This is a genomic window from Pseudonocardia cypriaca, from assembly GCF_006717045.1.
GTDB classification, from domain to species: Bacteria; Actinomycetota; Actinomycetes; order Mycobacteriales; family Pseudonocardiaceae; genus Pseudonocardia; species Pseudonocardia cypriaca.
This window is the reverse complement of record NZ_VFPH01000001.1, coordinates 933,983-956,429: the sequence shown is the minus strand read 5'-3', so window position 1 is coordinate 956,429 and position 22,447 is coordinate 933,983. Positions and strand designations below refer to the sequence as shown.

Genomic DNA, 22,447 nt, shown 5'->3' with positions numbered 1-22,447 from the left:
GAGCGGCACGGGTCAGGGACGCCGGGTGCGGGCGCGGAGGTGGGCCCGCTCGCCCTGGAGACCGAAGAGGGCGAGCATCTCGGTCGGCACGGGGTCGGCGGCGCCGAACCAGTGCGGGACCTGGGTGTCGAACTCCGCGGCCTCGCCCGGGACGAGGACGATGTCCTGGTCGCCGAGGACGAGCCGGAGCCGCCCGTTGAGGACGTAGAGCCACTCGAAACCCTCGTGGCTGCGCTGTTCGGGGGCCGGCACCGGCTCGTCGACGCCGGGCAGGATCAGCTTGTAGGCCTGGATGCCGCCCGGCCGCCGGGTCAGGGGGATGAGGGTCTTCCCGTCCCGTGTCACCGGGCGCATGTGGACCCGCGGGTCACCGGTCGGCGGGCCGCCGATGAGCTCGTCGGTGCTCACGCGGTAGGCCGCGGCGAGCGCGAGTACCTGCTCCAGGTTGGGCCTGCGCGCCCCGGTCTCCAGCCGGGACAGCGTGCTGACCCGGATGCCCGTCGTCGCCGACAGCTCGGCCAGCGTCGTACCGCTCCTGCGGCGCAGCGCCCGTAGCCGGGGCCCGACGGATTGCAGGGTTGCGTTCAGATCGACGGACACCGACGCAGCTTGACAGATCCGCAAAGTTCTTGGCGTCCGGCCACGGCGAGGACGCAGGCTGGCGATCATGACCACTCCGCTCGACGGGCGCACCGCCCTCGTGACCGGCTCCACCAGCGGCATCGGCCGCGCCACCGCCGACGCGCTGGCTGCGCGCGGCGCTCACGTCATCGTGTCGGGCCGGGACGAGGCCCGCTGCGAGCTGATGGTGAAGGCACTGCGCAGTGCCGGTGCGGCCGCCGACTTCGTCGCTGCCGACCTGGCCACGCCGGCCGGGGCGCGGTCGTTGGCCGAGCGGGCGCTGCGGGTCACCGGGCGCGTGGACGTCCTGGTCAACAACGCCGGCATCTACTCGTTCGGCCCCACCACGAGCCGCACCGAGACCGACGTCGACGGCATCTACGGCGTCAACCTGAAGGCACCGTTCTTCCTCGTGCAGGCCCTCGTGCCGCACATGGTGGAGCGCGGGTCGGGTGCGGTGGTGAACGTCCTCACCGGCGCGGCGCACCGCGGTAGCGCGGCGGCCGGGCTCTACGGGTCGAGCAAGGCGGCGCTGCTGCTGCTCACCAAGGCCTGGGCGGCGGAGTTCGGCCCGTCGGGTGTCCGCGTCAACGCGGTCAGCCCCGGGATGATCCGCACGGAGGGCACGGCCGGTGGCGCCGGGTTGGAGCCCATCGCCGCCACGATCCCGGCCCGGCGGCTCGGCGACCCGCACGAGGTGGCCGCGGCCGTCGCCTTCCTCGCCTCCGACGAGGCCGCCTACGTGCACGGCGCGATCCTGCCGGTGGACGGCGGAGCCACCGCGGCCTGACTTCGACGCTTCCACTATGACAGCTGTCATGATAGCAATGCCGGGTGACACCCGAAGTCCGTCAGCTCGAAGGGCCGGGGCCCGCCCCGCGCCCTTCGGATCGCAACAGTGGCGAGAGCTCGGTGACGACGGTGTCCAGCGGCTCGACGTCGCGGTTCACCCTCGCCCACATGATCGCGCCCTCCAGAGCACTGATCATCAGGACGGCGAGGCCACGAGCGCGAGCCGGCGGCACGCCCATGTGCCCGAGCTCGTCCGCCACGGCGCGGCCCCACTGCTCGAGTGCGCCGCGCAGCGGCGCCGTGACGGCCGACTCGGCGCCCGCCAGGTCCGCGGCCGTCGCCATCACCGGGCACCCGCGCTCGTACCCGCGCCGGGAGAACTCGTCCTTCCACGGCTGGACGATGTGGGCGAACAACCCGTCCGGTGACGGTGCGTCCGTGGTCCGGCGATAAGAGGCGACCCGCTGTGCCGCGAACTCCCCCGCCCACGAGACGGCTTCGCCGACGAGCTGGTCCTTGCCGCCGGGGAAGTAGTGCTGGAACGAACCGCGCGGAGCGCTCGCGTGTTCGACCACGTCACGCACCCCGGTGGCCGCCACTCCGCGGGCCCGGATCAGCTGGGCCGCGCTGTAGACCATGCGCTCCCGCGGGCGGCGCTGCGGTTCGGGCATGGCGCACTCGCTCCCTCGGAGACAGCCTCGTATGACACTCGACATAGTAGGTGCGGATGAGCATCGGTTTCCTCGGTCTCGGCGTCATGGGTGCACCGATGGCACTCAACCTGGCCGGAGCGGGCACACCGCTCGTCGTCTGGAACCGCTCGGCCGACAAGTGCGAGCCGCTGCGCGCGGCGGGGGCGAAGGTGGCGGGCAGCCCCGCCGAGGTCTTCGACGAGGCACGGGTGGTGCTCCTCATGCTGGCGGGCGCCGACGCGATCGACTCCGCCCTCGGCCGTGACCCGTCCGGGTTCGACGTCGACGTCGCCGGCCACACGGTCGTCCACATGGGGACGACTCCGCCCCCCTACTCGCGCGCGCTGGAGGCCGACGTCCGCGCCGCAGGCGGGAGGTACGTCGAAGCGCCCGTCTCGGGTTCGCGGACGCCGGCCGAGGCGGGACAGCTCGTCGCCATGCTGGCGGGTGACCCCGCTGCGGTGGACGACGTCCGCCCGGTACTCGGCCCGATGTGCCGCGAGACGATCGTGTGCGGGGCGGTGCCGAACGCGCTGCTGATGAAGTACTCGGTCAACCTCTTCCTGGTCACGATGGTGACCGGCCTCGCGGAGGCCGCGCACTTCGCCGACCGGCACGGCCTGGACATGCAGCGGTTCCTCGACGTGCTCGACGCCGGCCCGATGGCCAGCGCTGTGTCGCGGGTGAAGGTTCGCAAGCTGGTCGACCGGGATTTCGGCGTCCAGGCCGCGATCGCGGACGTCCTCGACAACAACTGCAGCCCGATCGCGGACGCGGCGCGACGGGCGGGCATCGCGTCGCCGCTGCTGGACGTCTGCCACGCACTCTTCGGCGAGGCCCATTCCCTGGGGCTCGCGAACGCCGACATGGTCGCCGTGATCCGGGCGATCGAGCAACGGACCGCCGCACGCGGATGAGCGAGATCGTCCAGCTCACGCTCCCGATCTTCGGCCTCGTGGGGCTCGGCTGGACGGCGGTGCGGACGGGCCTCGCCCCTCGGACCGCGCTCGATGCGCTCGGTGCGTTCGCATTCCGGTTCGCCCTTCCGGCACTGGTCTTCCGGCTCATCGCCGGGCGGCCGCTCGCCGGTTTGCTCGACCCGGTGTTCTACGGCGGCTACCTGCTGGGCGGGATCGTCGTCTTCGCGGTCGCGTTCGCCCTCTCGCGGATCCTCGACCGTCGAGCCGCCGCCGCGGCGGGGGCACGCGCCAGCGCCGCCGCCGTCGGCAACCTCGGGTTCCTCGGGCCGCCGCTGATGCTGGCCTTCTTCGGAGAGCAGGGCGCCGGACCGCTCGCCATGGCGATCCTGGCCGAGATCATGGTCCTGCTCTCCGTCGGAGCCGTGATCATGAGCACCGCCGGGAGCGGCGACCGTGCGGGCATCGGGTCCCTCCTGCTCCGTGGAACGCTCCTGAACCCGGTCGTCGCGGCGATCCTCCTGGGCACCGCACTCGCCGCAACCGGCGCGACGCTGCCCGTACCGGCAGAACGGTTCCTCGCCCAGCTCGGCGCCGCGGCGGGCCCCACCGCCCTGTTCGCGCTCGGCGGCGCGCTCGCGCTCCAGCACATCGACCGCGCCACCGTGGCCACCGCAGCCGCGATCACCACCGCCAAGCTCATCGCCTACCCCGCGTTGGTCTGGTGGATACTCGCCCACCTGCTGCGGATGGATCCGTTCTGGGTCCAGACCGGCGTTCTCATGGCGGCACTGCCGACAGCGGGCAACGTCTACGTGGTGGCGCGGCAGTACGCGGCCGACGCCGACCGGGTCTCCGCCGCGGTCCTGCTGTCCACCGTGGTGAGCATCGTGACGGTTCCCCTCGTGGCTGCGTGGGCGCTCGGGTGACGGCATGACGCCACGGGCGGCGGAGATCGTTCACCCCGCCGTGGGCAGCCGGACCGCGGCGCGACGGAACCGCGGCACCCGCGAGGATGAGGGTGGTCGATCACCGTCGCTCCGCGGAAGGATCAGCGCATGCCCCGATGGTCGGTCTCCCGGCGAACCCTGCTGATCGTGATCGGTCTCGCCGCGCTCGCGGTGGTCGTGGCCGCGCTCGTCGTTCCGCGCGCGAACGTCGCCCGTCCACCGATCGACGTGCAGCTGCTCGCGCTGAACGACTTCCACGGCAACCTCGAACCGCCGAGCGGGTCCAGCGGGAAGATCGACGAGGTCGACGCGGGCGGTGCCGAGTACCTCGCCACCCAGCTGCGCCTGCTGGCCGAGCAGGTCCAGCGGCCCGACACCATCACCGTCGCGGCCGGCGACCTGATCGGGGCCTCCCCGCTGCTCTCGGCGGCGTTCCACGACGAGCCGGCGATCGAGGCCTTGGGGCTGGCCGGGCTCGACCTGGCGAGCGTTGGCAACCACGAGTTCGACGAGGGCTCGGACGAGCTGCTGCGCATCCAGAACGGCGGCTGCCACCCGCAGGACGGATGCGCCGACCCGGCGCGGCCCTACGCCGGAGCCGACTTCCAGTACCTGTCCGCCAACGCGTTCGTCACCGCCACCGGGGAGCCGCTCCTGCCCCCGTACGCGATCCGCGAGGTGCAGGGGGTGCGGATCGGCTTCATCGGGATGACGCTCGAGGGCACGCCCGACATCGTCACGCAGTCCGGGATCGAGGGCCTCGCGTTCCGGGACGAGGTCGAGACCGCGAACCGCTACGCAGCCGAGCTGCAGGAACAGGGCGTGCAGGCGATCGTCGTGCTGCTCCACGAGGGTGGCACGCAGGCAGGCGGCGGGGGGATCAACGACTGCACGAACCTCACCGGCCCGGCCGTGGACATCGTCGGCGGCTTCTCCGACGCCATCGACGTCGTGGTAAGCGGGCACACCCACCAGGCCTACAACTGCGTGCTCGATGGTCGGGTGGTCACCAGCGCGAGCTCGTTCGGCCGGCTGGTCACCGACATCGACATGCGCATCGACCCGTCCTCGGGTGACGTGGTCGAGGCGCGGGCCCGCAACGTGGTCGTCGGCCGCGACGTGGCCCCCGATGCCGCGCAGAAGGACCTGATCGGGCACTACCGTGCGCTCCTCGGGCCCGTCGCGGCCGAGGAGGTCGGCGAGACCAGCGCACCGATCACCCGGGAAGCCGCCCCCTCCGGGGAGACGCCGCTCGGCAACCTCATCGCCGACGCACAGCTCGCCGCCACCGACGACGAGCAGGGCGCCGTCGCCGCGTTCATGAACCCGGGCGGGGTGCGAGCCGACCTGGACGCCGGACCGGTCACGTACGAGGAGGCGTTCACCGTCCAACCGTTCGGCAACTACATCACCACGCTGGACCTGACCGGCGCCCAGCTGGACTGCCTGCTCGAGCAGCAGTTCGTCACCGAGCGGGTCCTGCAGCCCTCGGCCACCGTGCGCTACGTGGTGCGGCAGGCCGGAACCCCCGGAACCGGTGCCGACCCGTGCGCGGGCACGAAGGTCGACGGGATCACGATCGGGGGCGCCCCGGTCGACCCCGCCGCCACCTACCGGATCACGATGAACAGCTTCATCGCAGGCGGCGGCGACGGGTTCTCGGTGGCGACCCAGGGCGCGAACGACTTCGTCGGTGGCGCGGACGTGGACGCGCTCACCGCCTACCTCGGCGCGAACCGTCCGGTCGGCCCACCCGCGACCGACCGCATCACCCTCGGCTGAGGTAAGGCGGTGCGCGAGATCCTTCAGACGGGTAGCCGAACCGTCCGGCGCACCAGCCCGACACCTGCCTGGACCACCAGCGCGGCCACGAGCGCGCACGCGAAGGCGGTGACCCCGACCGGCTCGACCAGCGCCGCCAGCGCGCAGCAGAACGCGGCGAACCCGAACAGACCGCGCAGCAGCCCGGCGAGCATCCGCGTCGCCTCCACCGGCCCACCCTGTGCGAGGGCGAAGGCCGCGACGACGCTGGCCGCGGTCGGGAAGGTCGCGAGCAACCCGGTCCACTGCGGGCCGAGGGCCGTCGAGGCCGTGGTCAGCGAGATGACGAGCACCGCTGTGGCGAGGGATCGGGCGGCGAGGTCCCACGGCGGCGGCGGGCGCATCCCGGTGCCGCCGCCGTGCGGCAGCCTGGGCATGGCCAGCACGGCGGCGGCCACCGCGGCCAGCGTGACCGCGAGCGCGGCGGGCCCCGGCAGGCGCAACTGCGCCAGCCCGGCGTCGACGGCCAGCACCGCTACCCAGCCCGCCACCAGCGCGGCAGGCCAGGACCACCGCCGCCCGGCCAGGGCGAACACGAGCGCGAACGCGGCGAGCGACACCAGCCCGAGCAGCGACGCGGTGGCCGACTCCCGGGTGAAAGCGGCGCCGTGCTCCAGGTGGATGACGAGCAGGACCGGGCCCGCGACTATCGGGAACGCGACCAGTGCTCCGGTGACGGCCGGTCCCCAACGGCGGCCGGCGAGGCTGGACGCGACGACGAGCGCGGGGGCGAGCAGCAGCTTGATCAGCAGAACGACCACTTACGGGCATCCTACGGGCCCGCGACGGTGAGCACGACCTTCCCCGTGGTGCGACCCCCGGCAACCAGCTCGTGCGCCGCGGCGGCCTCGGCGAGCGGGAAACGCGCCGAGACGTGGACCGCGAGCCGGCTGTCCTCGAAGAGGCCGGCGAGCGCTTCCAGCGCGTCGGCGTCCGGCTCGACGAGGTACGAGGTCGCCCGCACCCCGAGCGCCGCGGCGCGCTTCGCCATCCCCTTCGTCCACGCGCCCTGGGCGTTGACCATGATCCCGCCGGGGCGGAGGCAGGCGAGCGCGTTCAGCGCGTGGTCACCGCCGAACATCTGGACCACGACGTCGACGTCACGCACGGCCTCTGCCACGTCGACGGCCGCGTAGTCGACGACCTCGTCGGCTCCGAGCTCCTTCACGAAGCCGTGCTTCGCGGTACTGGCCGTGCCGATGACGTACGCGCCGCGCGCCTTCGCGATCTGCACGGCGAGGTGGCCCACACCGCCTGCCGCCGCCGAGACCAGCACCCGGGCGCCGGGCGCGAGCCGCGCGACGTCCACGAGCATCTGCCACGCGGTCAGGCCCGCCAAGGGCAGCGCCGCCGCCTCGACGAGGTCCATGCCGTCGGGCACCGGCGCGAAGTGCCTCGACGGCGCGGTGACGTACTCGGCGTAGCAACCCGCTTCGTACGGGAACCGCGGCATGCCGAACACGCGGTCGCCTGGCCGGAACCGGGTGACGCCGTAGCCGACCTCCTCCACCACCCCGGCCACGTCCCAGCCGTTCACGAAGGGCAGCCGCAGGACGCTGTTGTAGGCGAGACCCCGGCGCGTGTACACGTCCACCGGGTTGATCCCGGCCGCGACCGCCCGCACGAGGACCTCGGTCGGCGCGGGGGCGGGCCGCGGGAGGTCGACGACCTCCATCGCCTCCGGACCGCCCCACTCCTGCTGACGCACCGCACGCATCTGCACGTCTCCTCACGCCTCGGGTCGGAACAGCGAGTCGAGGAGGCGGTGCGCCGTCTCTCCCATGACGATGCGGGTCGCGCGCGGGTCCTCTGCACCGGCGATCACGATCCCGGCCTGCACCAGAGCGCCGTACACGAGGTGGGTGAGCGCAGCCGCGGACGGGGCCGCGATCAAGCCCCGGTCGACGGCCGCACCGAGGCTCGCGGCCAGCAGCCGTCGCGCGCAGCGCGGGCGGTCGAGCCGTTGCCATCGCTCCCAGCCGAGCACGGACGGCGCCTCCTGCAGCAGGATCCGCTGCACGGCGTGCTCGAGGCAGGCGTCGAGGAAGACGTCGATGCCCGCCGCCAGCCGGCCCCGGACGTCGTCGCCCAGCCGGGCACCGGTGGCCTGCACGCGGTCGAAGATGTCGCCCTCCACCGCGTCCAGCGCCGCCTCGAAGACCTCGTGCTTGTCGGCGAAGTGGTGGTAGAGCGCACCGCGGGTGGTACCGGCCCGGTCGACGATCTCGGTGGTGGAGGTGTCGGCGTACCCCTTCTCGGCGAACAGCGCGATGGCCGATGCCACGAGCACCTCCCGCGTGTGCTCGCCCTGCTCGACCTTGCGGTTGCGGACGGTCACGCGGCCTCCTGCAACAGGCCCGCCAGCGCGGCGGGGGCGGTGACCATCGCGTTGTGGCCGGACTCCAGCTCCACGATGGCGTAACCCAGGTCGTGCGCCCACTCCCGGAACGGGATCAGGGCGGCCGGTACGCAGAGCACCGCACGGCCGGGGACAGCGTCCACGGCGCCCGTGAGGCGGGTCGGGTCGGCGAAGGTCCGGCGCGGCTGCGGCGTCAACCGCTCCTCCAGCCAGGCGACCTGGTCCGGCTCGGTCACGCCCATGGTCGCGGGCGCCGGCACGGCGATGAGGCCGTCGGTCGTCGCCGCGTCGACCCAGTTCCGGAAGAACTCCGGCGCGAGGCCGTCCATCGACGCGCCGTCGGGCCCCACCCAGCCGTCCACCAGCACGAGCCGGGCGATCCGGGCGGGCTCCCGGTCGGCGGCCTCGCGCACGACGAGCCCCGAGTAGCTGTGCCCGACGAGCACGACGTCGCGCAGATCCCCGCTCCGCAGCACGTCCACGACGTCGTCCACGTGCGTCTCCAGACCGACGTCGGGCCGGAGCTCAGCGGCCCGCTCCCCGAGCCCGGTGAGGGTCGGCGTCAGGACGTGGTGGCCCTCCGCGCGCAGCAACGCGGCCACGTCGCGCCAGCACCATCCGCCGTGCCACGCGCCGTGCACCAGGACGTATGTCCCCATCTCCCACTCCCCCTCGAGATCAACGGGAAGGAGCATACGTACGTGCAGCCTGTACGTACAGCTTGTATGTATCTTGCGCAAGACTAACTCCCATAAGTTTTCACCTGTAAGGTGACGGCATGTCGGAAGGACAGGTCCGGGTGCGCAACCGGCGGGGCGAGGGTGCTCGCCTGCGCGACGAGATCGTGGCCGGCGCGGTCGCGCTGCTCGACGAGACCGGCGACCAGACGTCCGTGACCCTGCGGGCAGTCGCGCGCAAGGTCGGGATCTCGGCGCCGTCGATCTACCGCCACTTCGCCGACCAGCCGAGCATCATGTTGGCGGTCGTCCAGCAGGCGTTCGACGAGCTGGAGGCGGAGCTACGCCGCGCGCGGGACTCCGCCGGCGACGACCCCCGGACGCGGCTCTTCGCCACCTGCACCGGCTACCTGGAGTTCGCCCGGACCCATCCCGGGCGCTACCGCACGATGTTCGGCGGGCTCTGGATGCCCGACCTCGAGACGAGCTCGCTCACCGAGGCCGACATGCACGCGTTGGGCGAAGGCAGCTTGCAGCTGCTCGCCGATGTCCTCGGCGACTGCGTCGCCTCGGGCATCGCCACCAGCACGGACCTGTCCGCCGACGCGATCGCACTGTGGGTGGGCCTGCACGGGCTGGCCCACCAGCAGTCGGTGACCGTCAGCTTCCCGTGGCCTGCGGACATCACCGAACGCCTCGTCCTCGCCCTCGCGCACCTCAAGGGTTGACGACGTCGAGCGCCCGGGCCAGCGGCACGCCCGGCCGGTAGGCCAGGTGCCGGTAGGACGGCGCCTCCAGCACGCACAGGTCGGCGCGCGCACCGACACCGAGGCGCCCGACGTCGTCGCGGCGCAGCGCTGCCGCGCCACCGGCGGTCGCCGCCCACACCGCCTCGGCAGGCGTCATCCGCATCTCGCGCACCGCGAGCGCGATGCAGATCGGCATGGACGACGAGAAGCACGTGCCCGGGTTGCAGTCCGTGGCCAGCGCCACGGTGACGCCCGCGTCGAGCAGCCGGCGGGCGTCCGGGTATGGCTGGCGGGTCGAGAACTCGACGCCCGGGAGCAGGGTCGCCACGGTGTCGCCGGAGACCAGCGCGTCGACGTCGGCATCCGTCAGGTACGTGCAGTGGTCGACGCTCGCGGCCGCGAGCTCGACCGCCAGCTGCACGCCCGGCCCGGGCCCGAGCTGGTTGCCGTGCACCCGCAGGCCGAGGCCTGCGGCGCGCCCGGCCTCCAGCACCGCGCGGCTGGCCGGCCCGTCGAAGGCGTGCGGGGAGGCCGGCTCGCAGAACACGTCCACCCAGCGCGCGAACGGCGCGCAGGCCTCCAGCATGGGGCCGGTCACCAGCGCGACGTACTCCTCGACCCGTCCCGCGTACTCCGCCGGGACGACGTGCGCGCCGAGGAAGGTGGTCTCGTCGGTCACCTCGTGGGCGAGCCGGAGTGCTCGCGCCTCGTCGTCGACGGTGAGGCCGTAACCGCTCTTGACCTCGACCGTCGTGGTGCCCTGGGCGCGCATCTCCCCCACGAGCGCCCGCAGCCGCGACCGCAGCCGGTCGTCGTCGGCGGCGCGGGTGGCCGCGACCGTGGAGGCGATGCCGCCGCCGTCGTAGGGGACGCCGGACATCCGGGCCTCGAACTCGGCCGACCGCTCGCCGGCGAACACCAGGTGGCTGTGGCTGTCGACGAACCCGGGCAGCACCGCCCGGCCGTCCACGTCGATGCGCGCGTCGGCGGCCGGGGCCGCGGCGGCGGGACCCACCCAGGCGACCCGGCCGTCGTCGACCACCATTGCCGCGTCGGCCACGATCCCCAGCGGGCCGGGGCCGAGCGCGGGATCGTTGGTGACCAGCTCGGCGATGCCGCTGACCAGCGTGCTCATACGTCCTCCCATAACGGGGCGATGGCGGCGGCCAACAGCCTTCCCACGTCCCCCAGTACGTGCCTGCCGTCGCGCACGATCACGCGCCCGTCGGTCACGACGGAGTGGACGTCCTCGGCGGACGCGGCCATCACCACCTGCTCGGGGGCGATGCCGGCGGTACGGGGGCGGTCCAGCCCCACCGCCACCAGGTCGGCCCGCGCGCCGGGGGCGATGCGGCCCGCGTCCGGCCAGCCGAGGCAGGCGTGCCCGTGCACGGTGAGCGCGTCCACGAGCGCGGCGGGTGTCAGGCGGCCGCGCTCGCCGGAGGCCAGCCGCTCGTAGGACTCGACGAGCCGGGCCTCGGCGAGCAGGTCGACCGTGACGTGCTGGTCACTGCCGACCGTCAGCGGTGAGCCGGCCCGCAGCAGCGCGCGGAACGGGCCGATCCCGTCGGCGAGGTCCGCTTCGGTGCTCGGGCAGGCGCACACGGTGGTGCCCGAAGCGCCGAGCAAGGCGATGTCGGCGGCGCTCAGGTGCGTGGCGTGCACCGCGGTGGTACCCGGCCCGAGGACGCCCTGCTCGGCCAGCAGCGCCGTGGGCGTGGCCCCGTAGAACGCCTGGCACGCCTCGTTCTCCTGCGGCTGCTCCGACAGGTGGACGTGCAGGGGGCGCCGGCCCGCGGCCCGCACGACGGCCGGCAGCTGCGCGGCGGGCACCGCCCGGACCGAGTGCACCGCCGCGCCCACGCGCACGCCGTCGGTGTCCGCGAGCCGGCCGACGCGCTCCGCCCAGGCATGGGCGTCACCGTCGCCGAACCGCACCTGCACGCGGTCGAGGGGGGTGTGGCCGGACGTGCCGAGCCCGCCTGCGAGGTAGCAGGTGTCCAGCAGGGTGAGCCGCACGCCCGCGTCGGCCGCCGCCTGGATCAGGGCCTGTCCCATCGCGTTCGGGTCGGCATACGGCGTGCCGTCCCGGTCGTGGTGCAGGTAGTGGAACTCGCCGACGGAGGTCACGCCGGCCAGCGCCATCTCCGCGTAGGTGGCCCGGGCCAGCGCGAGGTAGCGGTCCGGGTCGAGGCGCGCCGCCACCTCGTACATCCGCTCCCGCCAGGTCCAGAACGTGCCGCCGCGGTCGTGCGTTCGGCCGCGCAGCGCGCGGTGGAAGGCGTGGCTGTGCGCGTTCGCGAAGCCGGGCAGCACCAGGCCGGTGAGCCGCACGTCGTCGGGTCCGGGATCCACGCCGATCGTGACGCCTGCGATCCGGCCCCCGTCGACCGCGACCCGGACCCGGTCGCGCGGGCCGCCCTCCACCCAGGCCCGCTCGCACCAGTACGCCGTCACCCCAGCTCCTCCACGACCCGCGCGAGCGCCTCCACGCCGCGGTGGCAGTCGGCGGGCTCGGCGTGCTCCTCCGGTGAGTGCGAGACCCCGGTGGGGTTGCGCACGAACAGCATCGCCGCCGGGATCCCGGCGGCGGAGAGGATCCCCGCGTCGTGACCGGCGCCGGTCGGCAGCACCGGCGCGGCGAGCAGCGCCGCCAGCCGGTCCCGCAGGCCGGCGTCGAAGGCGGTCGAACCGGTCCACGACTCCTCGACCGGCTCGCTCCCCGCTGCCGCGCCCACCGCGGCGACGACGGCCCGCACGTCCGCCTCGACGGGGCCGCGCGCGTCCAGCCACGCGGTGATGCGGGACGGGATCGCGTTGACCCCGCCCGGTTCCACCCGCAGCTTGCCGATCGTGGCGAGCGCGTCGTGCTCCCCCGCCGCCCGCCGCGCCGCGGTGATGGCCTCGGCGAGGTGCAGCATCGGGTCGTCGCGGTCCTCGAGCCGGGTGGTGCCGGCGTGGTCGGCGCGGCCGCGCAGGTCCAGCCGCCAGCGGCCGTGCGGCCAGATCGCGCTCGCCACGCCGACGGCCGCTTCGTCCGGCGCGTCGACCAGCGCCCGGCCCTGCTCGACGTGCAGCTCCACGAACGTGCCCACCCGCGCCAAGGTCGTCTGGTCCGGACCGACCTGCACCGGGTCGTGCCCGGCCGCGGCCATCGCCTCGGCGACGGTGGTGCCGTCCGCGTCGGTGAGCGAGCGGGCGCGGTCCGGGTCGAGCGCGCCGGTGATGATCCGGCTGCCCGCGCACGCGACGCCGAACCGCGCTCCCTCCTCGTCGGAGAAGACGGCGATGCCCAGGGGGCGGCTCGGCGTCCACCCCCGTGCGCGCAGGACGTCCAGGGCCGCGAGCGCGGACACGACGCCCAGCGGACCGTCGAACGCGCCGCCGTCGGGCACCGAGTCGAGGTGGCTGCCGACGACGAGCCCTGGCCCGTCGGCGTCCGGGTCGCCCCACCACGCCCACAGGTTGCCCGCCCGGTCCGGCACCACGTCGAGCCCGCGCCCCGCCGCCTCGCCGGTGAACCACTCGCGCAGGGCGCCGTCCTCGGCGGTCCAGGCGAACCGGCGGTAACCGCCGCTGCGGCGATCCCGGCCCACCGGCTGCAGGTCGGCCCACATCGCGTCGAACGTCATCGCACCATCGTCCCGGCGGATGTCAGCAAAGCCACTTTGCTGACGTCTCGTGTCGTGAAAGTGGCTCTGCTGACGCTCACTCGGACATCGGGACGCGGATGCCGTGGGTCTCCGCCGTCTCTGCCGCCACGTCGTAGCCCGCATCCACGTGGCGGAGGACGCCCGTTGCCGGGTCGTTGGTGAGCACGCGCTCGATCTTCATCGCGGCCAGGTCGGTGCCGTCGGCCACCGTGACCTGGCCGGCGTGGATCGAGCGGCCGATGCCGACGCCGCCGCCGTGGTGGATCGACACCCAGCTCGCCCCGGACGACGTGCTGACCAGCGCGTTCAGCAGTGGCCAGTCCGCGATCGCGTCCGAGCCGTCGGCCATTCCCTCGGTCTCGCGGTAGGGCGAGGCCACGGAGCCGGTGTCGAGGTGGTCGCGCCCGATCACGATCGGTGCGCTGATCCGCCCGTCGGCGACCAGCTCGTTGAACCGCAGCCCGGCCCGGTCGCGCTCGCCCTGCCCGAGCCAGCAGATCCGGGCCGGTAGCCCCTGGAACGCCACCCGCTCGCGAGCGGCGCGGATCCAGCGGTGCAGCCGGTCGTTCTCGGGGAAGAGCCCCAGCACGGCGTCGTCGGTGACGGCGATGTCGGCCGGGTCGCCGGACAGGGCGGCCCACCGGAAGGGGCCCTTGCCCTGGCAGAACAGCGGCCGGATGTAGGCGGGCACGAACCCGGGGAACGCGAACGCGCGGTCGTAGCCGCCCTTGCGGGCTTCGTCGCGCAGCGAGTTGCCGTAGTCGAACACCTCGGCACCGGCGTCGAGGAACCCGACCATCGCCTCGACGTGGCGGGCCATCGACTCACGCGACCGGTCGGTGAACTCCTCGGGCTTCTTCGCGGCGTAGTCGTCCCAGTCGTCGAGGTCGATGCCGTCGGGCAGGTAGGACAGCGGGTCGTGCGCGGAGGTCTGGTCGGTGACGATGTCGACCTCGACGCCGCGGCGCAGCAGCTCGGGCAGCACCGTGGCGCAGTTGCCGACGAGCCCCACCGACAGCGCCCGCTTCTCGGCCTTCGCCGCAGTGCAGCGCGCGACGGCGTCGTCCACGTCGGTGGCCAGCTCGTCGAGGTAGCGGTGCTCGACGCGCCGCCGCAGCCGGGCCGGGTCGACGTCGATCACCAGGCACACGCCGCCGTTCAGCGTGACGGCCAGCGGCTGCGCGCCGCCCATGCCGCCGCACCCGCCGGTGACGGTGAGGGTGCCGGCCAGCGTTCCGCCGAACCGCTTCTCCGCGACCGCGGCGAAGGTCTCGTACGTGCCCTGCAGGATGCCCTGGGTGCCGATGTAGATCCACGAGCCCGCGGTCATCTGGCCGTACATGGTGAGGCCGAGCTTCTCCAGCCGGCGGAACTCCGGCCAGGTCGCCCAGTCCCCGACCAGGTTGGAGTTGGCGATCAGCACCCGCGGCGCCCACTCGTGCGTGCGGAGCACCCCGACCGGGCGGCCCGACTGCACGAGCATCGTCTCGTCGTCGGCCAGCGTGGTGAGCGTGCGGACCATCGCCTCGAACGAGCGCCAGTCGCGGGCCGCGCGCCCGGTGCCGCCGTAGACGACGAGGTCGTCGGGTCGCTCGGCCACCTCCGGGTCGAGGTTGTTGCAGAGCATCCGCAGCGGGGCCTCGGTCTGCCAGGACCGGGCCGTCAGCGTCGTGCCGCGCGCGGCGCGGACGGGACGAGCACCCTCCATGACGATCTCCTCTCAGCTCAAGGGGCCGGCGACGCTCTCGGCGGCGGCGAGCGCCTCGCCGGAGGCGACGAACGCCACGGCGGCCTCGATCTCCGGAGCCAGCCACCGGTCCGGGCCCGGGCCGGGGACCTCGGCGCGCAGCCGGTCGCGGACGGCGGCCGTGGCCGCGGCCGGCGCGAGCGGTGCGCGCAGGTCGAGGGCCCTTGCGGCGGTGAGCAGCTCGATCGCCACCACCCTGGTGAGCCCGTCGACCGCGCGCCGCAGCTTGCGGGCGGCGGCCCACCCCATCGAGACGTGGTCCTCCTGCATCGCGCTGGACGGGATCGAGTCGACCGACGCCGGAACGGCCAGCCGCTTCAGCTCCGACACGATCCCCGCCTGCGTGTACTGCGCGATCATGTGCCCCGAGTCCACGCCGGCGTCGTCGGCCAGGAACGGCGGGAGGCCGTGGTTGCGCGCCACGTCGAGGAAGCGGTCGGTGCGCCGCTCGCTCATCGACGCCACGTCCGCCGCCGCGATCGCCAGGAAGTCCAGCACGTACCCGACGGGGGCGCCGTGGAAGTTCCCATTGCTCTCCACCCGCCCGTCCACGGTGACGACCGGGTTGTCCACGGCGGCCGCCAGCTCGCGGCCGGCCACCGCCTCGGCGTGCGCGACCGTGTCCCGGGCGGCGCCGTGCACCTGCGGGGCGCAGCGCAGGGAGTACGCGTCCTGGACGCGCGTGCAGTCCGGCGTGCGGTGGCTGGCCATGATCCCGGACCCGGACAGCAGCGCCCGGAGGTTGGCGGCGCTGTCGGCCTGACCGGGATGCGGGCGCAGCGCCTGCAGGTCGGCGGCGAACACCGCGTCGGTGCCCATCAGAGCCTCGACGCTCATCGCGGCGGCGACGTCCGCGGTGCGCAGCACCGTGCGCAGGTCGTGGCAGGCCAGCACCAGCATGCCGAGCATGCCGTCGGTGCCGTTGATCAGCGCGAGGCCTTCCTTCTCCGCCAGTTCGACCGGCTCGATGCCCGCGGCGGCGAGCGCCTCGGCCGCGGGACGCAGCACTCCCGACGCGTCGCGCACCTCGCCCTCACCCATCGCCGCCAGCGCGCAGTGCGCGAGCGGTGCCAGATCGCCCGAGCACCCCAGCGACCCGAACTCGCGCACCACCGGCGTGATCCCCGCGCTGAGCATCTCCGCGTACACGCGTGCGGTCTCCGGACGGACGCCGGTGCGGCCGGTCGCCAGCGTCGACAGGCGCAGCAGCATCAGCGCCCGCACGACCTCGCGCTCGACCTCGGGACCGTTCCCGGCGGCGTGCGAGCGCACCAGGCTGCGCTGCAGCTGGGCCCGCCGGTCCACGGGGATGTGCCGGACGGCGAGCGCCCCGAACCCGGTCGAGATCCCGTAGTGGGGCTCCACGTCGTCGGCGAGCGCCTCCACCACCTTCCGCCCGGCCGCCATCTCGTTCTCGGCGTCGGCGGACAGGCGAACGCCCGCCCCGCCCCGAGCGACGGCAAGGATGTCTGATGGGGCCAGCGGGCCGGTCCCGACGGTGATGGCATGCATTGCTCCATCCGACACCCGCCCGGCGCCACCGCACCATGGAGCAACGCTCGTTTCTGTCCGGGATCCCGGACAGTTGCTAGCCTCGGCGCCGTGTCCGGCCCGGTGAAGGCGCCCGCGGCGCACCAGGTTCTGGCGATCCTGGGCCACCTGGGGCGGCAGGCGGCCCCGGTGCCGGCCGCCGCCGTCGCGCGGGAGCTGGGGCTCCCCCGCTCCACGACCTACCAGCTGCTGGCCACGCTCGCCGAGAGCGGGTTCGTCGTCCACCTCGCCGACGAACGCCGCTACAGCCTCGGTGTCGCGGCCTACGAGCTGGCAACCGGCTACGCGCGTCAGGCGCCGCTGCAGCGCGTCGCGCGGGTACCGCTCGCGCGGCTCGTCGACCGCACCGGGCACACCGCCCACCTGGCCGTCATGCACGGGCACGAGGTCATCTACCTCATCGAGGAGCGGGCGCCCGGCCGTCCACCGCTGGTCACCGACGTGGGCGTGCGCCTTCCCGCCCATCTCACCGCGAGCGGCCGCGCGATGCTCGCCGCCCTGCCCGCGGCGCAGATCCGCGCCCTCTTCCCGCAGCCCGAGGCCTTCGTGACCCGGCACGAGACCGGACCCCGTTCCCTGTCCGCCCTGCGGAGACTCCTCGTGGAGACGCGGCGCAGGGGACACGCCGTCGAGGACGGCGAGGTGACGCCCGGCTTCGTCTCGATCGCCGTGGCCGTGCTCGACCACATGCGGCACCCGGTGGCGAGCGTGGCCGTCACGATGCCGCGACCGGAGCTCGACCCGGATCTGCGGGAGGTGGTCGTCGCCGAGGTCGGCCGGACGGCGCGGGCGATCGCCGCGCGCATCAGCGGCCACACCCATCCACCCGCTAGCGCCCCAGCGCAGACGCCTCGTGATCGTCGTGGACGCGCCGCAGGAGCGCCATGAGCTCCTCCTCGGCGCGGATCCGCGCCCGGTACTTCTCCGGGAGCCTGCGCAGCTGGGCCTCCTCGGCGAGCAGGTCCCGGAAGATGCTCTCGCGCACCGCGGGGTCGGTCTCGCACATCAGGTACTCGGTCGCGTGCCGCCTGGCAGCGGACACGAGGTTGACCGCCCGCCCCTTCGCGCTGGTCAGCGACGCGATCACGGTGACGACCAGCACGCCGACGATGACGCCGAGCGACAGTCCGGTGCCGATCTCGACGACGGACACCGGCTCGCCCCCGTTGATGAACGGCACGTTGTTCTCGTGCAACGCGTGCAGGATGAGCTTCACGCCGATGAAGGCGAGGATGGCGGCCAGCCCGTAGGAGAGGTAGACGAGCCGGTCGAGCAGCCCGCCGAGCAGGAAGTAGAGCTGGCGCAGCCCGAGCAGTGAGAACGCGGTGGCCGTGAACACCACGTAGACGTTCTGGGTGAGCCCGAAGATCGCGGGGATCGAGTCGAGCGCGAAGAGGATGTCGGTGCTGCCGATGGCCACCATCACCAGCAGCATCGGCGTCATGACGCGGCGGCCGTCCACCATCGTGAACAGCCGGTCGCCGTCGTAGACCTCGGACGTGCGGAGGAAGCGGCGGGAGAGGCGCACCATCACGTTGTCCGCTGACCGCTCCTCGGAGTCGCGGGGCCTGATCACGTCGCCCGCCGTGACGAGCAGCACGAGCCCGAACACGTAGAAGACCCACGCGAACGCGTTGATCAACGACGCACCCAGGAAGATGAACGCGGTACGGACGATCAGCGAGATCGCGATGCCGAACAGCAGCACCTTCTGCTGATCGGCGCGCGGCACCCGGAAGCTGGTCATGATGATCAGGAACACGAAGAGGTTGTCGACCGAGAGCGCCTTCTCGGTGATGTAGCCGGCGAAGTACTCCGCCCCCATCGTGGCGCCGCCGAAGACCAGCACCCCGACGCCGAAGAGCAGCGCGATCCCCACGTAGACCGACGACCACACCGCTGCCTCCGAGAGCGAGGGCACGTGCGACCTGCGGACGTGGAAGAAGTAGTCGAAGGCGAGCAGCGCGACGATCCCGAGGACCGTCGGCCACCACAAGGCAGCGGACGTCACGGTCGAAGACAACCAGCAACGCGACGAGGGCGACAGTCCTGCGTCGGCGTGGCGCCCCGAACGAGCCGTTGATACGTTCCAATTCCGGCGACCGGCGACCCGAGGAGTCGAGACGATGCCGTCTGCAGGGCAGGCCGTGCGCACGCTGCGGGAGGGCTTCGCCGCCCCGCCACCGGACGGCCGGGTGATGATGCGCTGGTGGTGGTTCGGCCCGTTCGTCGAGGAGGCCGAGCTGGCCCGCGAGCTGGAGGCGATGGCAGCGGCCGGTATCGGCGGCGTCGAGGTCGCGTTCGTCTACCCGCTGTCCGCGGATGCGGACCGGGACGGGGACGGGTTCCTGTCCGAGCGGCACCTGTCCCGGCTGCGCTTCGCCGCCGAGACGGCATCCCGGCTCGGTCTGCGCTTCGACGTCACCCTGGGCAGCGGCTGGTCCTACGGCGGCCCGCACATCACCGACGCGACAGCGGCCCGGCGGCTGCGGTGGGACGCGCGCGAGGTGTCCCCGCGGCCGCTCCGCATCGCCGCCGCCCGGCCGTGGCCGGGTGAGGAGCTCGTCGCCGCGTACATCGGCGACGGCTCGGAGCAGGAGCCGCCCACGCGATGGGAGCAGCTGCCCGCCCGGGACGGGGCGGTCGAGGTCCCGGCGGGCTCGGGGCCGCGGATGGTCCTCCTCGCCGTCTCGAGCCCGACGGGGCAGAACGTCAAGCGCGCGGCGGCGGGCGCGGAAGGTCCGGTGCTCGACCACCACTTCAGCCGGGCCGCGACCGAGGCGCACCTGCTGGCCGTGGCCGACCCGATCCTCGACGCCGTCCCGAGCGAGCTGGTCACCGCGGTGTTCTGCGACAGCCTCGAGGTGTACGCCGCGGACTGGACGCCCGCCCTGCCCGCGGAGTTCCGCGCCCGTCGCGGCTACGACCTCCTCCCCGAGCTGCCGCTGCTGCACACGCCGGGCGAGGGCTCCGCACGGGTCCGCACCGACGTCGCTGCCACGCTCGGCGAGCTCTACGAGGAGAACTTCGTCGCCGTCGTGCGGGAGTGGGCGCGGGCGCACGACGTCCTGTTCCGCATCCAGAGCTACGGGCAGCCGCCCGGCACGCTGTCGGCCTACCGGTACGCCGACCTGCCGGAGGGCGAGGGGTGGGGGTGGCGGTCGGTCACGCAGACCAAGTGGGCCACGTCGGCCGCCCACCTGTACGACCGGCCGGTGGTCTCGTCCGAGACCTGGACGTGGGTGCACTCACCGTCCTTCGCGGCCACCCCGCTCGACCTCGCGGGCGAGGCCCACGAGCACCTGCTCCTCGGCGTCAACCAGCTCGTCGGGCACGGCTGGCCGTACTCGCCGCCGGACGCACCGCCGCCCGGCTGGATCTTCTACGCGTCCGGCGCGCTGAACGACGCGAACCCGTGGTGGCCCGCGATGCCCGAGCTCACCCGGTACCTGCACCGCCTGTGCTGGCTGCTGCGGCAGGGCGAGCCGGTCGTCGACGTCGCCCTCTACGCGCCCGGCCGCGACGCCGCACAGCGCTTCACCCCCGGCACCCGCGGCTACCTCGACCTCTGGCACGCGACGCGCGAGCACATCGGCGAGTCGCTGCCGGCCGAGCTGCGCGACGCCGGGTACGACTACGACCTCGTCGACGACACCGCGCTGCAGGAAGCCGACTGGAGCCGGTACCGGGTGGTCGTCCTGCCTAACGTGTGCGACCTGCCGGAGCCGACCGCGCGCCTGCTCGAGAAGCACGTCGCCGCGGGTGGCGCGGTCGTGACCGTCGAGGACGTCGACGAGCTGCTGCCCGCGCTGGCCGCGATCGTGGCGCCGGACGCCGCGACCGGCCCGGACATCGGCGTCGTGCACCGCCGCGCGGGCGAGGCCGACGTCTACTTCGTCGCCAACACCGGTCCGGCGCCACGCGCCTTCACCTTCCGCCCGCGCGATGCGGCGGCCTCGTTCGAGCGGTGGGACGCCCGCACCGGGCGGGCCCACCTGGTCACCGCGCACGACGGCGGGGTGCCGCTCGAGCTGCAGCCGTACGAGGCGGCGGTCCTCGTCGCGCTGCCCGCACCCGAGCCGGACGTCCCGGCGCAGCCGCCCGCCGGCCCGGTCGAGACCGTGGACCTCGCCGGGCCGTGGACCGTCACCTACGCCGACGCGCCGGACGTGCGGCAGGACGTGGCGCTACCGCACCGGTGGGAGGACGACCCCGGGAGGGCGGACCACTCGGGCGGCGCGACCTACGAGACGACCGTCGACGTGCCGGCCGAGCGCCTCGGTGGCCGCGTCCTGCTCGACCTCGGTCCGGTCCGTCCCCGCGAGCTGGACGACCACGGCGAGCGGGGCCTGTGCGGGGCGTCGTTCCGCGCCGAGGTGACCGCACCGGTCGGTGAGGTCGCGCAGGTAGTGGTGAACGGCACCGACTGCGGCTGGGCGTGGGCACCGCCGTACGCCGTCGACGTCACCGAGGCGCTGCGCGCCGGGGAGAACGCGATCGCGGTGCGCGTGCTCAACACCGGGCTCGGCGCGCTGCGCGCAGCCACGGAGCTCACCGCGACCGTCGAGGCGGTGACGCGGACCTACGGGAGGAGGTTCCGCATGCAGGACCTGGAGCTCGCGCAGCGACCCACGACCTCGGGCCTGCGCGACGTACCGGCCCTGCGGTTCAGCTGAGGCGGTCAGCCCATGCGGATGCTCGGGTCGATGAACTCGTTGGTGTAGAGGCTGTCGGGGGCCGGGAGCTGGGTGATCGTGCCCTGCGCCTGCTGGATCGGGCCGAACGTCGACACGATCTCCTGCATGCGCGCCGGGTCGAACTGCCCGAACACGCCCGAGGCGGGGTCGTTGGTCACGAGTTGCTCCTCGCGCAGCGCCCGCACCGCGTAGTCGGCGACGCCGGGCGAGTAGCTCCACCCGGTCTGGTAGGTCTCGACGAGCTCGACGATCAGCGCGTTGGTCGGGGCGGGATCGGCCAGGTAGTCCAGCTGGGCCCGCTGCATGATCGGCACCAGCTTCTCGAGGCACGGCCGCAGCTGCTCGAGCCGGTCGGCGCGCACCGACAGCGCCGACGGGTAGACGGAGTAGCCGTAGTCGGCGAGCTTCTGGTTGGCCACCGGCCGACCCCACTCGGTGATCTCGCGCTCGTAGAGGTACGGCTCCGCGGTGACGTAGCCCTGCTGCAGGATCCGCGGGTCGGAGACGAACCGCGCCGGGGTGCCCTCGTAGCTGGTGTCCACCTGGGCGGAGCTGATGATCCCCTGCTTCTCCAGCAGCGCGGTGATGATGGGATCCGATGTGAGAACGGGCACACCGCTCGCCGCGACGTCGCGCAGCGTCTGCGCGCCGGGGTGCGACGCCGGGTCCCACATGAGCATCAAGGGGCTGGTCGTCATCTGCCCGACGACCGCGACGACCGGCTGGTTGGCCGACGCGGCGATCGCCACGTCGGAGTAGACCGTGCCCAGAACGATGCTGTCGTCGAGCTGCATGAGGGCGGGCACCGGCTGGAAACCGACGTTCGGGCCCCCCGGGCGAACTTCGATGTCCACACCTGTGTCGACGCCCTGCGCCACGAGCGAGCCGCGCACCAGCTTCGCGTCGGCGTCGATCGTGCGGTCCGGCCCGACGAGGCTGTACATGCCGCCGTGCTCGGCCTCCGGCTGCCAGTCCTGCTGCATGACCACGGTCGCCGGACAGACGCCGGCCAGGTCGAGTGGGCCACCAGCGGGTGGGGCCGGCGCAGCGGGTCCGGCGGCGGGGGCGGTCTCACCTCCCCCGCACGCACCGAGCACGAGCGCCGCTGCGAGTGACGTGGCGAGGACCGAGGCGCGGAGGCCGAACGTTCGTCTCATGTGGGAGCGCTCCTGACAGTCAGAGGCCAGAGCCAGCAATGTACCGATCATGCACCTGCGGATC

General features: G+C 73.5%; 20 protein-coding genes. 7 read left to right on the top strand and 13 right to left on the bottom strand.

Annotation, left to right across the window (positions count from 1 at the left end; genetic code table 11):
• Positions 1-12 precede the first annotated feature (12 nt).
• Positions 13-600 carry a helix-turn-helix domain-containing protein gene (locus FB388_RS04510; protein ID WP_142097292.1) on the bottom strand — a complete coding sequence of 196 codons (588 nt, stop codon included), beginning with the start codon at positions 598-600 and terminating at the stop codon, positions 13-15.
• Between the two features lie 67 nt (positions 601-667).
• On the opposite strand from FB388_RS04510, the gene FB388_RS04505 reads away from it, so the two are divergent.
• Positions 668-1,411: an SDR family NAD(P)-dependent oxidoreductase gene (locus tag FB388_RS04505; protein ID WP_142097289.1), complete on the top strand. Its 744-nt coding sequence runs from the start codon at positions 668-670 to the stop codon at positions 1,409-1,411.
• 61 nt (positions 1,412-1,472) lie between these two features.
• Here the strand turns inward: FB388_RS04505 and FB388_RS04500 are convergent, their stop codons facing one another.
• The gene (locus FB388_RS04500) at positions 1,473-2,084 is read right to left on the bottom strand and encodes a TetR/AcrR family transcriptional regulator (protein WP_142097287.1); all 612 of its coding nucleotides are present in this window, start codon (positions 2,082-2,084) and stop codon (positions 1,473-1,475) included.
• Positions 2,085-2,140: 56 nt separating this feature from the next.
• On the opposite strand from FB388_RS04500, the gene FB388_RS04495 reads away from it, so the two are divergent.
• The 3 genes from FB388_RS04495 (at position 2,141) to FB388_RS04485 (ending at position 5,754) form a co-directional block, all read left to right on the top strand.
• Positions 2,141-3,022, top strand: coding sequence for an NAD(P)-dependent oxidoreductase (locus FB388_RS04495; RefSeq protein WP_142097285.1), 882 nt, complete (start codon positions 2,141-2,143; stop codon positions 3,020-3,022).
• Positions 3,019-3,951, top strand: coding sequence for an AEC family transporter (locus tag FB388_RS04490; RefSeq protein ID WP_142097282.1), 933 nt, complete (start codon positions 3,019-3,021; stop codon positions 3,949-3,951). Before FB388_RS04495 ends, FB388_RS04490 begins: the two co-directional genes overlap by 4 nt.
• Positions 3,952-4,080: 129 nt before the next feature.
• Entirely contained in the window at positions 4,081-5,754 is a 1,674-nt protein-coding gene (locus FB388_RS04485; protein ID WP_142097279.1) for a bifunctional metallophosphatase/5'-nucleotidase, read from the top strand.
• 23 nt (positions 5,755-5,777) lie between these two features.
• Here FB388_RS04485 and FB388_RS04480 read toward each other — a convergent pair whose 3' ends face one another.
• From FB388_RS04480 to FB388_RS04465, 4 genes are read right to left on the bottom strand one after another with little or no spacing between them, the layout of a single operon-like run.
• The gene (locus FB388_RS04480; protein WP_142097276.1) at positions 5,778-6,554 is read right to left on the bottom strand and encodes a hypothetical protein; all 777 of its coding nucleotides are present in this window, start codon (positions 6,552-6,554) and stop codon (positions 5,778-5,780) included.
• 11 nt (positions 6,555-6,565) lie between these two features.
• Complete coding sequence (locus tag FB388_RS04475) at positions 6,566-7,510, bottom strand: NADP-dependent oxidoreductase (protein WP_142097273.1); 945 nt, start codon at positions 7,508-7,510, stop codon at positions 6,566-6,568.
• A 12-nt stretch (positions 7,511-7,522) separates the two neighbouring features.
• Positions 7,523-8,131, bottom strand: coding sequence for a TetR/AcrR family transcriptional regulator (locus FB388_RS04470; RefSeq protein WP_170225467.1), 609 nt, complete (start codon positions 8,129-8,131; stop codon positions 7,523-7,525).
• On the bottom strand, positions 8,128-8,811 hold the full coding sequence (locus FB388_RS04465; RefSeq protein ID WP_142097267.1) for an alpha/beta fold hydrolase: 684 nt from the start codon (positions 8,809-8,811) through the stop codon (positions 8,128-8,130). The genes FB388_RS04470 and FB388_RS04465 overlap by 4 nt, the downstream gene beginning before the upstream one ends.
• Before the next feature lie 119 nt (positions 8,812-8,930).
• Here FB388_RS04465 and FB388_RS04460 point away from each other — a divergent pair, with 119 nt between their 5' ends.
• Complete coding sequence (locus FB388_RS04460) at positions 8,931-9,557, top strand: TetR/AcrR family transcriptional regulator (RefSeq protein ID WP_142097264.1); 627 nt, start codon at positions 8,931-8,933, stop codon at positions 9,555-9,557.
• On the opposite strand, the gene hutI is transcribed toward FB388_RS04460, so the two are convergent.
• The 5 genes from hutI to hutH all read right to left on the bottom strand — a co-directional run bounded on the left by hutI (position 9,547) and on the right by hutH (position 16,490).
• Positions 9,547-10,713, bottom strand: a complete 1,167-nt coding sequence (gene hutI / locus FB388_RS04455) for an imidazolonepropionase (RefSeq protein WP_211361763.1) — start codon at positions 10,711-10,713, stop codon at positions 9,547-9,549. The genes FB388_RS04460 and hutI overlap by 11 nt on opposite strands.
• Entirely contained in the window at positions 10,710-12,035 is a 1,326-nt protein-coding gene (locus FB388_RS04450) for a formimidoylglutamate deiminase (RefSeq protein WP_142097259.1), read from the bottom strand. Before FB388_RS04450 ends, hutI begins: the two co-directional genes overlap by 4 nt.
• A complete protein-coding gene (locus FB388_RS04445; protein WP_211361762.1) occupies positions 12,032-13,210 on the bottom strand; it encodes an allantoate amidohydrolase in 1,179 nt (392 codons plus the stop codon). Before FB388_RS04445 ends, FB388_RS04450 begins: the two co-directional genes overlap by 4 nt.
• 76 nt (positions 13,211-13,286) lie before the next feature.
• Positions 13,287-14,939, bottom strand: a complete 1,653-nt coding sequence (gene hutU, locus FB388_RS04440) for a urocanate hydratase (protein WP_142097256.1) — start codon at positions 14,937-14,939, stop codon at positions 13,287-13,289.
• 12 nt (positions 14,940-14,951) lie between these two features.
• Positions 14,952-16,490: a histidine ammonia-lyase gene (gene hutH / locus FB388_RS04435; RefSeq protein WP_142097254.1), complete on the bottom strand. Its 1,539-nt coding sequence runs from the start codon at positions 16,488-16,490 to the stop codon at positions 14,952-14,954.
• Positions 16,491-16,580: 90 nt separating this feature from the next.
• Here hutH and FB388_RS04430 point away from each other — a divergent pair, with 90 nt between their 5' ends.
• Entirely contained in the window at positions 16,581-17,417 is an 837-nt protein-coding gene (locus FB388_RS04430; RefSeq protein WP_246121599.1) for an IclR family transcriptional regulator, read from the top strand.
• On the opposite strand, the gene FB388_RS04425 is transcribed toward FB388_RS04430, so the two are convergent.
• Positions 17,359-18,540: a TerC family protein gene (locus FB388_RS04425; protein ID WP_142097248.1), complete on the bottom strand. Its 1,182-nt coding sequence runs from the start codon at positions 18,538-18,540 to the stop codon at positions 17,359-17,361. The genes FB388_RS04430 and FB388_RS04425 overlap by 59 nt on opposite strands.
• 115 nt (positions 18,541-18,655) lie before the next feature.
• Here FB388_RS04425 and FB388_RS04420 point away from each other — a divergent pair, with 115 nt between their 5' ends.
• Entirely contained in the window at positions 18,656-21,205 is a 2,550-nt protein-coding gene (locus tag FB388_RS04420) for a glycosyl hydrolase (protein ID WP_142097245.1), read from the top strand.
• 5 nt (positions 21,206-21,210) lie between these two features.
• Here FB388_RS04420 and FB388_RS04415 read toward each other — a convergent pair whose 3' ends face one another.
• Positions 21,211-22,383 carry a substrate-binding domain-containing protein gene (locus FB388_RS04415; RefSeq protein ID WP_142097242.1) on the bottom strand — a complete coding sequence of 391 codons (1,173 nt, stop codon included), beginning with the start codon at positions 22,381-22,383 and terminating at the stop codon, positions 21,211-21,213.
• Positions 22,384-22,447: the final 64 nt, after the last annotated feature.

Excerpts from the sequence above, each read along its gene's own strand:
- FB388_RS04495 (WP_142097285.1), top strand. The coding sequence starts at position 2,141 with ATGAGCATCGGTTTCCTCGGTCTCGGCGTCATGGGTGCACCGATGGCA.
- FB388_RS04420 (WP_142097245.1), top strand. The coding sequence starts at position 18,656 with ATGCCGTCTGCAGGGCAGGCCGTGCGCACGCTGCGGGAGGGCTTCGCC.
- hutH (WP_142097254.1), bottom strand. The coding sequence starts at position 16,490 with ATGCATGCCATCACCGTCGGGACCGGCCCGCTGGCCCCATCAGACATC.
- FB388_RS04465 (WP_142097267.1), bottom strand. The coding sequence starts at position 8,811 with ATGGGGACATACGTCCTGGTGCACGGCGCGTGGCACGGCGGATGGTGC.
- hutI (WP_211361763.1), bottom strand. The coding sequence starts at position 10,713 with ATGAGCACGCTGGTCAGCGGCATCGCCGAGCTGGTCACCAACGATCCC.
- FB388_RS04490 (WP_142097282.1), top strand. The coding sequence starts at position 3,019 with ATGAGCGAGATCGTCCAGCTCACGCTCCCGATCTTCGGCCTCGTGGGG.
- FB388_RS04415 (WP_142097242.1), bottom strand. The coding sequence starts at position 22,383 with ATGAGACGAACGTTCGGCCTCCGCGCCTCGGTCCTCGCCACGTCACTC.
- FB388_RS04460 (WP_142097264.1), top strand. The coding sequence starts at position 8,931 with ATGTCGGAAGGACAGGTCCGGGTGCGCAACCGGCGGGGCGAGGGTGCT.
- FB388_RS04485 (WP_142097279.1), top strand. The coding sequence starts at position 4,081 with ATGCCCCGATGGTCGGTCTCCCGGCGAACCCTGCTGATCGTGATCGGT.
- hutU (WP_142097256.1), bottom strand. The coding sequence starts at position 14,939 with ATGGAGGGTGCTCGTCCCGTCCGCGCCGCGCGCGGCACGACGCTGACG.
- FB388_RS04445 (WP_211361762.1), bottom strand. The coding sequence starts at position 13,210 with ATGACGTTCGACGCGATGTGGGCCGACCTGCAGCCGGTGGGCCGGGAT.
- FB388_RS04500 (WP_142097287.1), bottom strand. The coding sequence starts at position 2,084 with ATGCCCGAACCGCAGCGCCGCCCGCGGGAGCGCATGGTCTACAGCGCG.
- FB388_RS04505 (WP_142097289.1), top strand. The coding sequence starts at position 668 with ATGACCACTCCGCTCGACGGGCGCACCGCCCTCGTGACCGGCTCCACC.
- FB388_RS04475 (WP_142097273.1), bottom strand. The coding sequence starts at position 7,510 with ATGCGTGCGGTGCGTCAGCAGGAGTGGGGCGGTCCGGAGGCGATGGAG.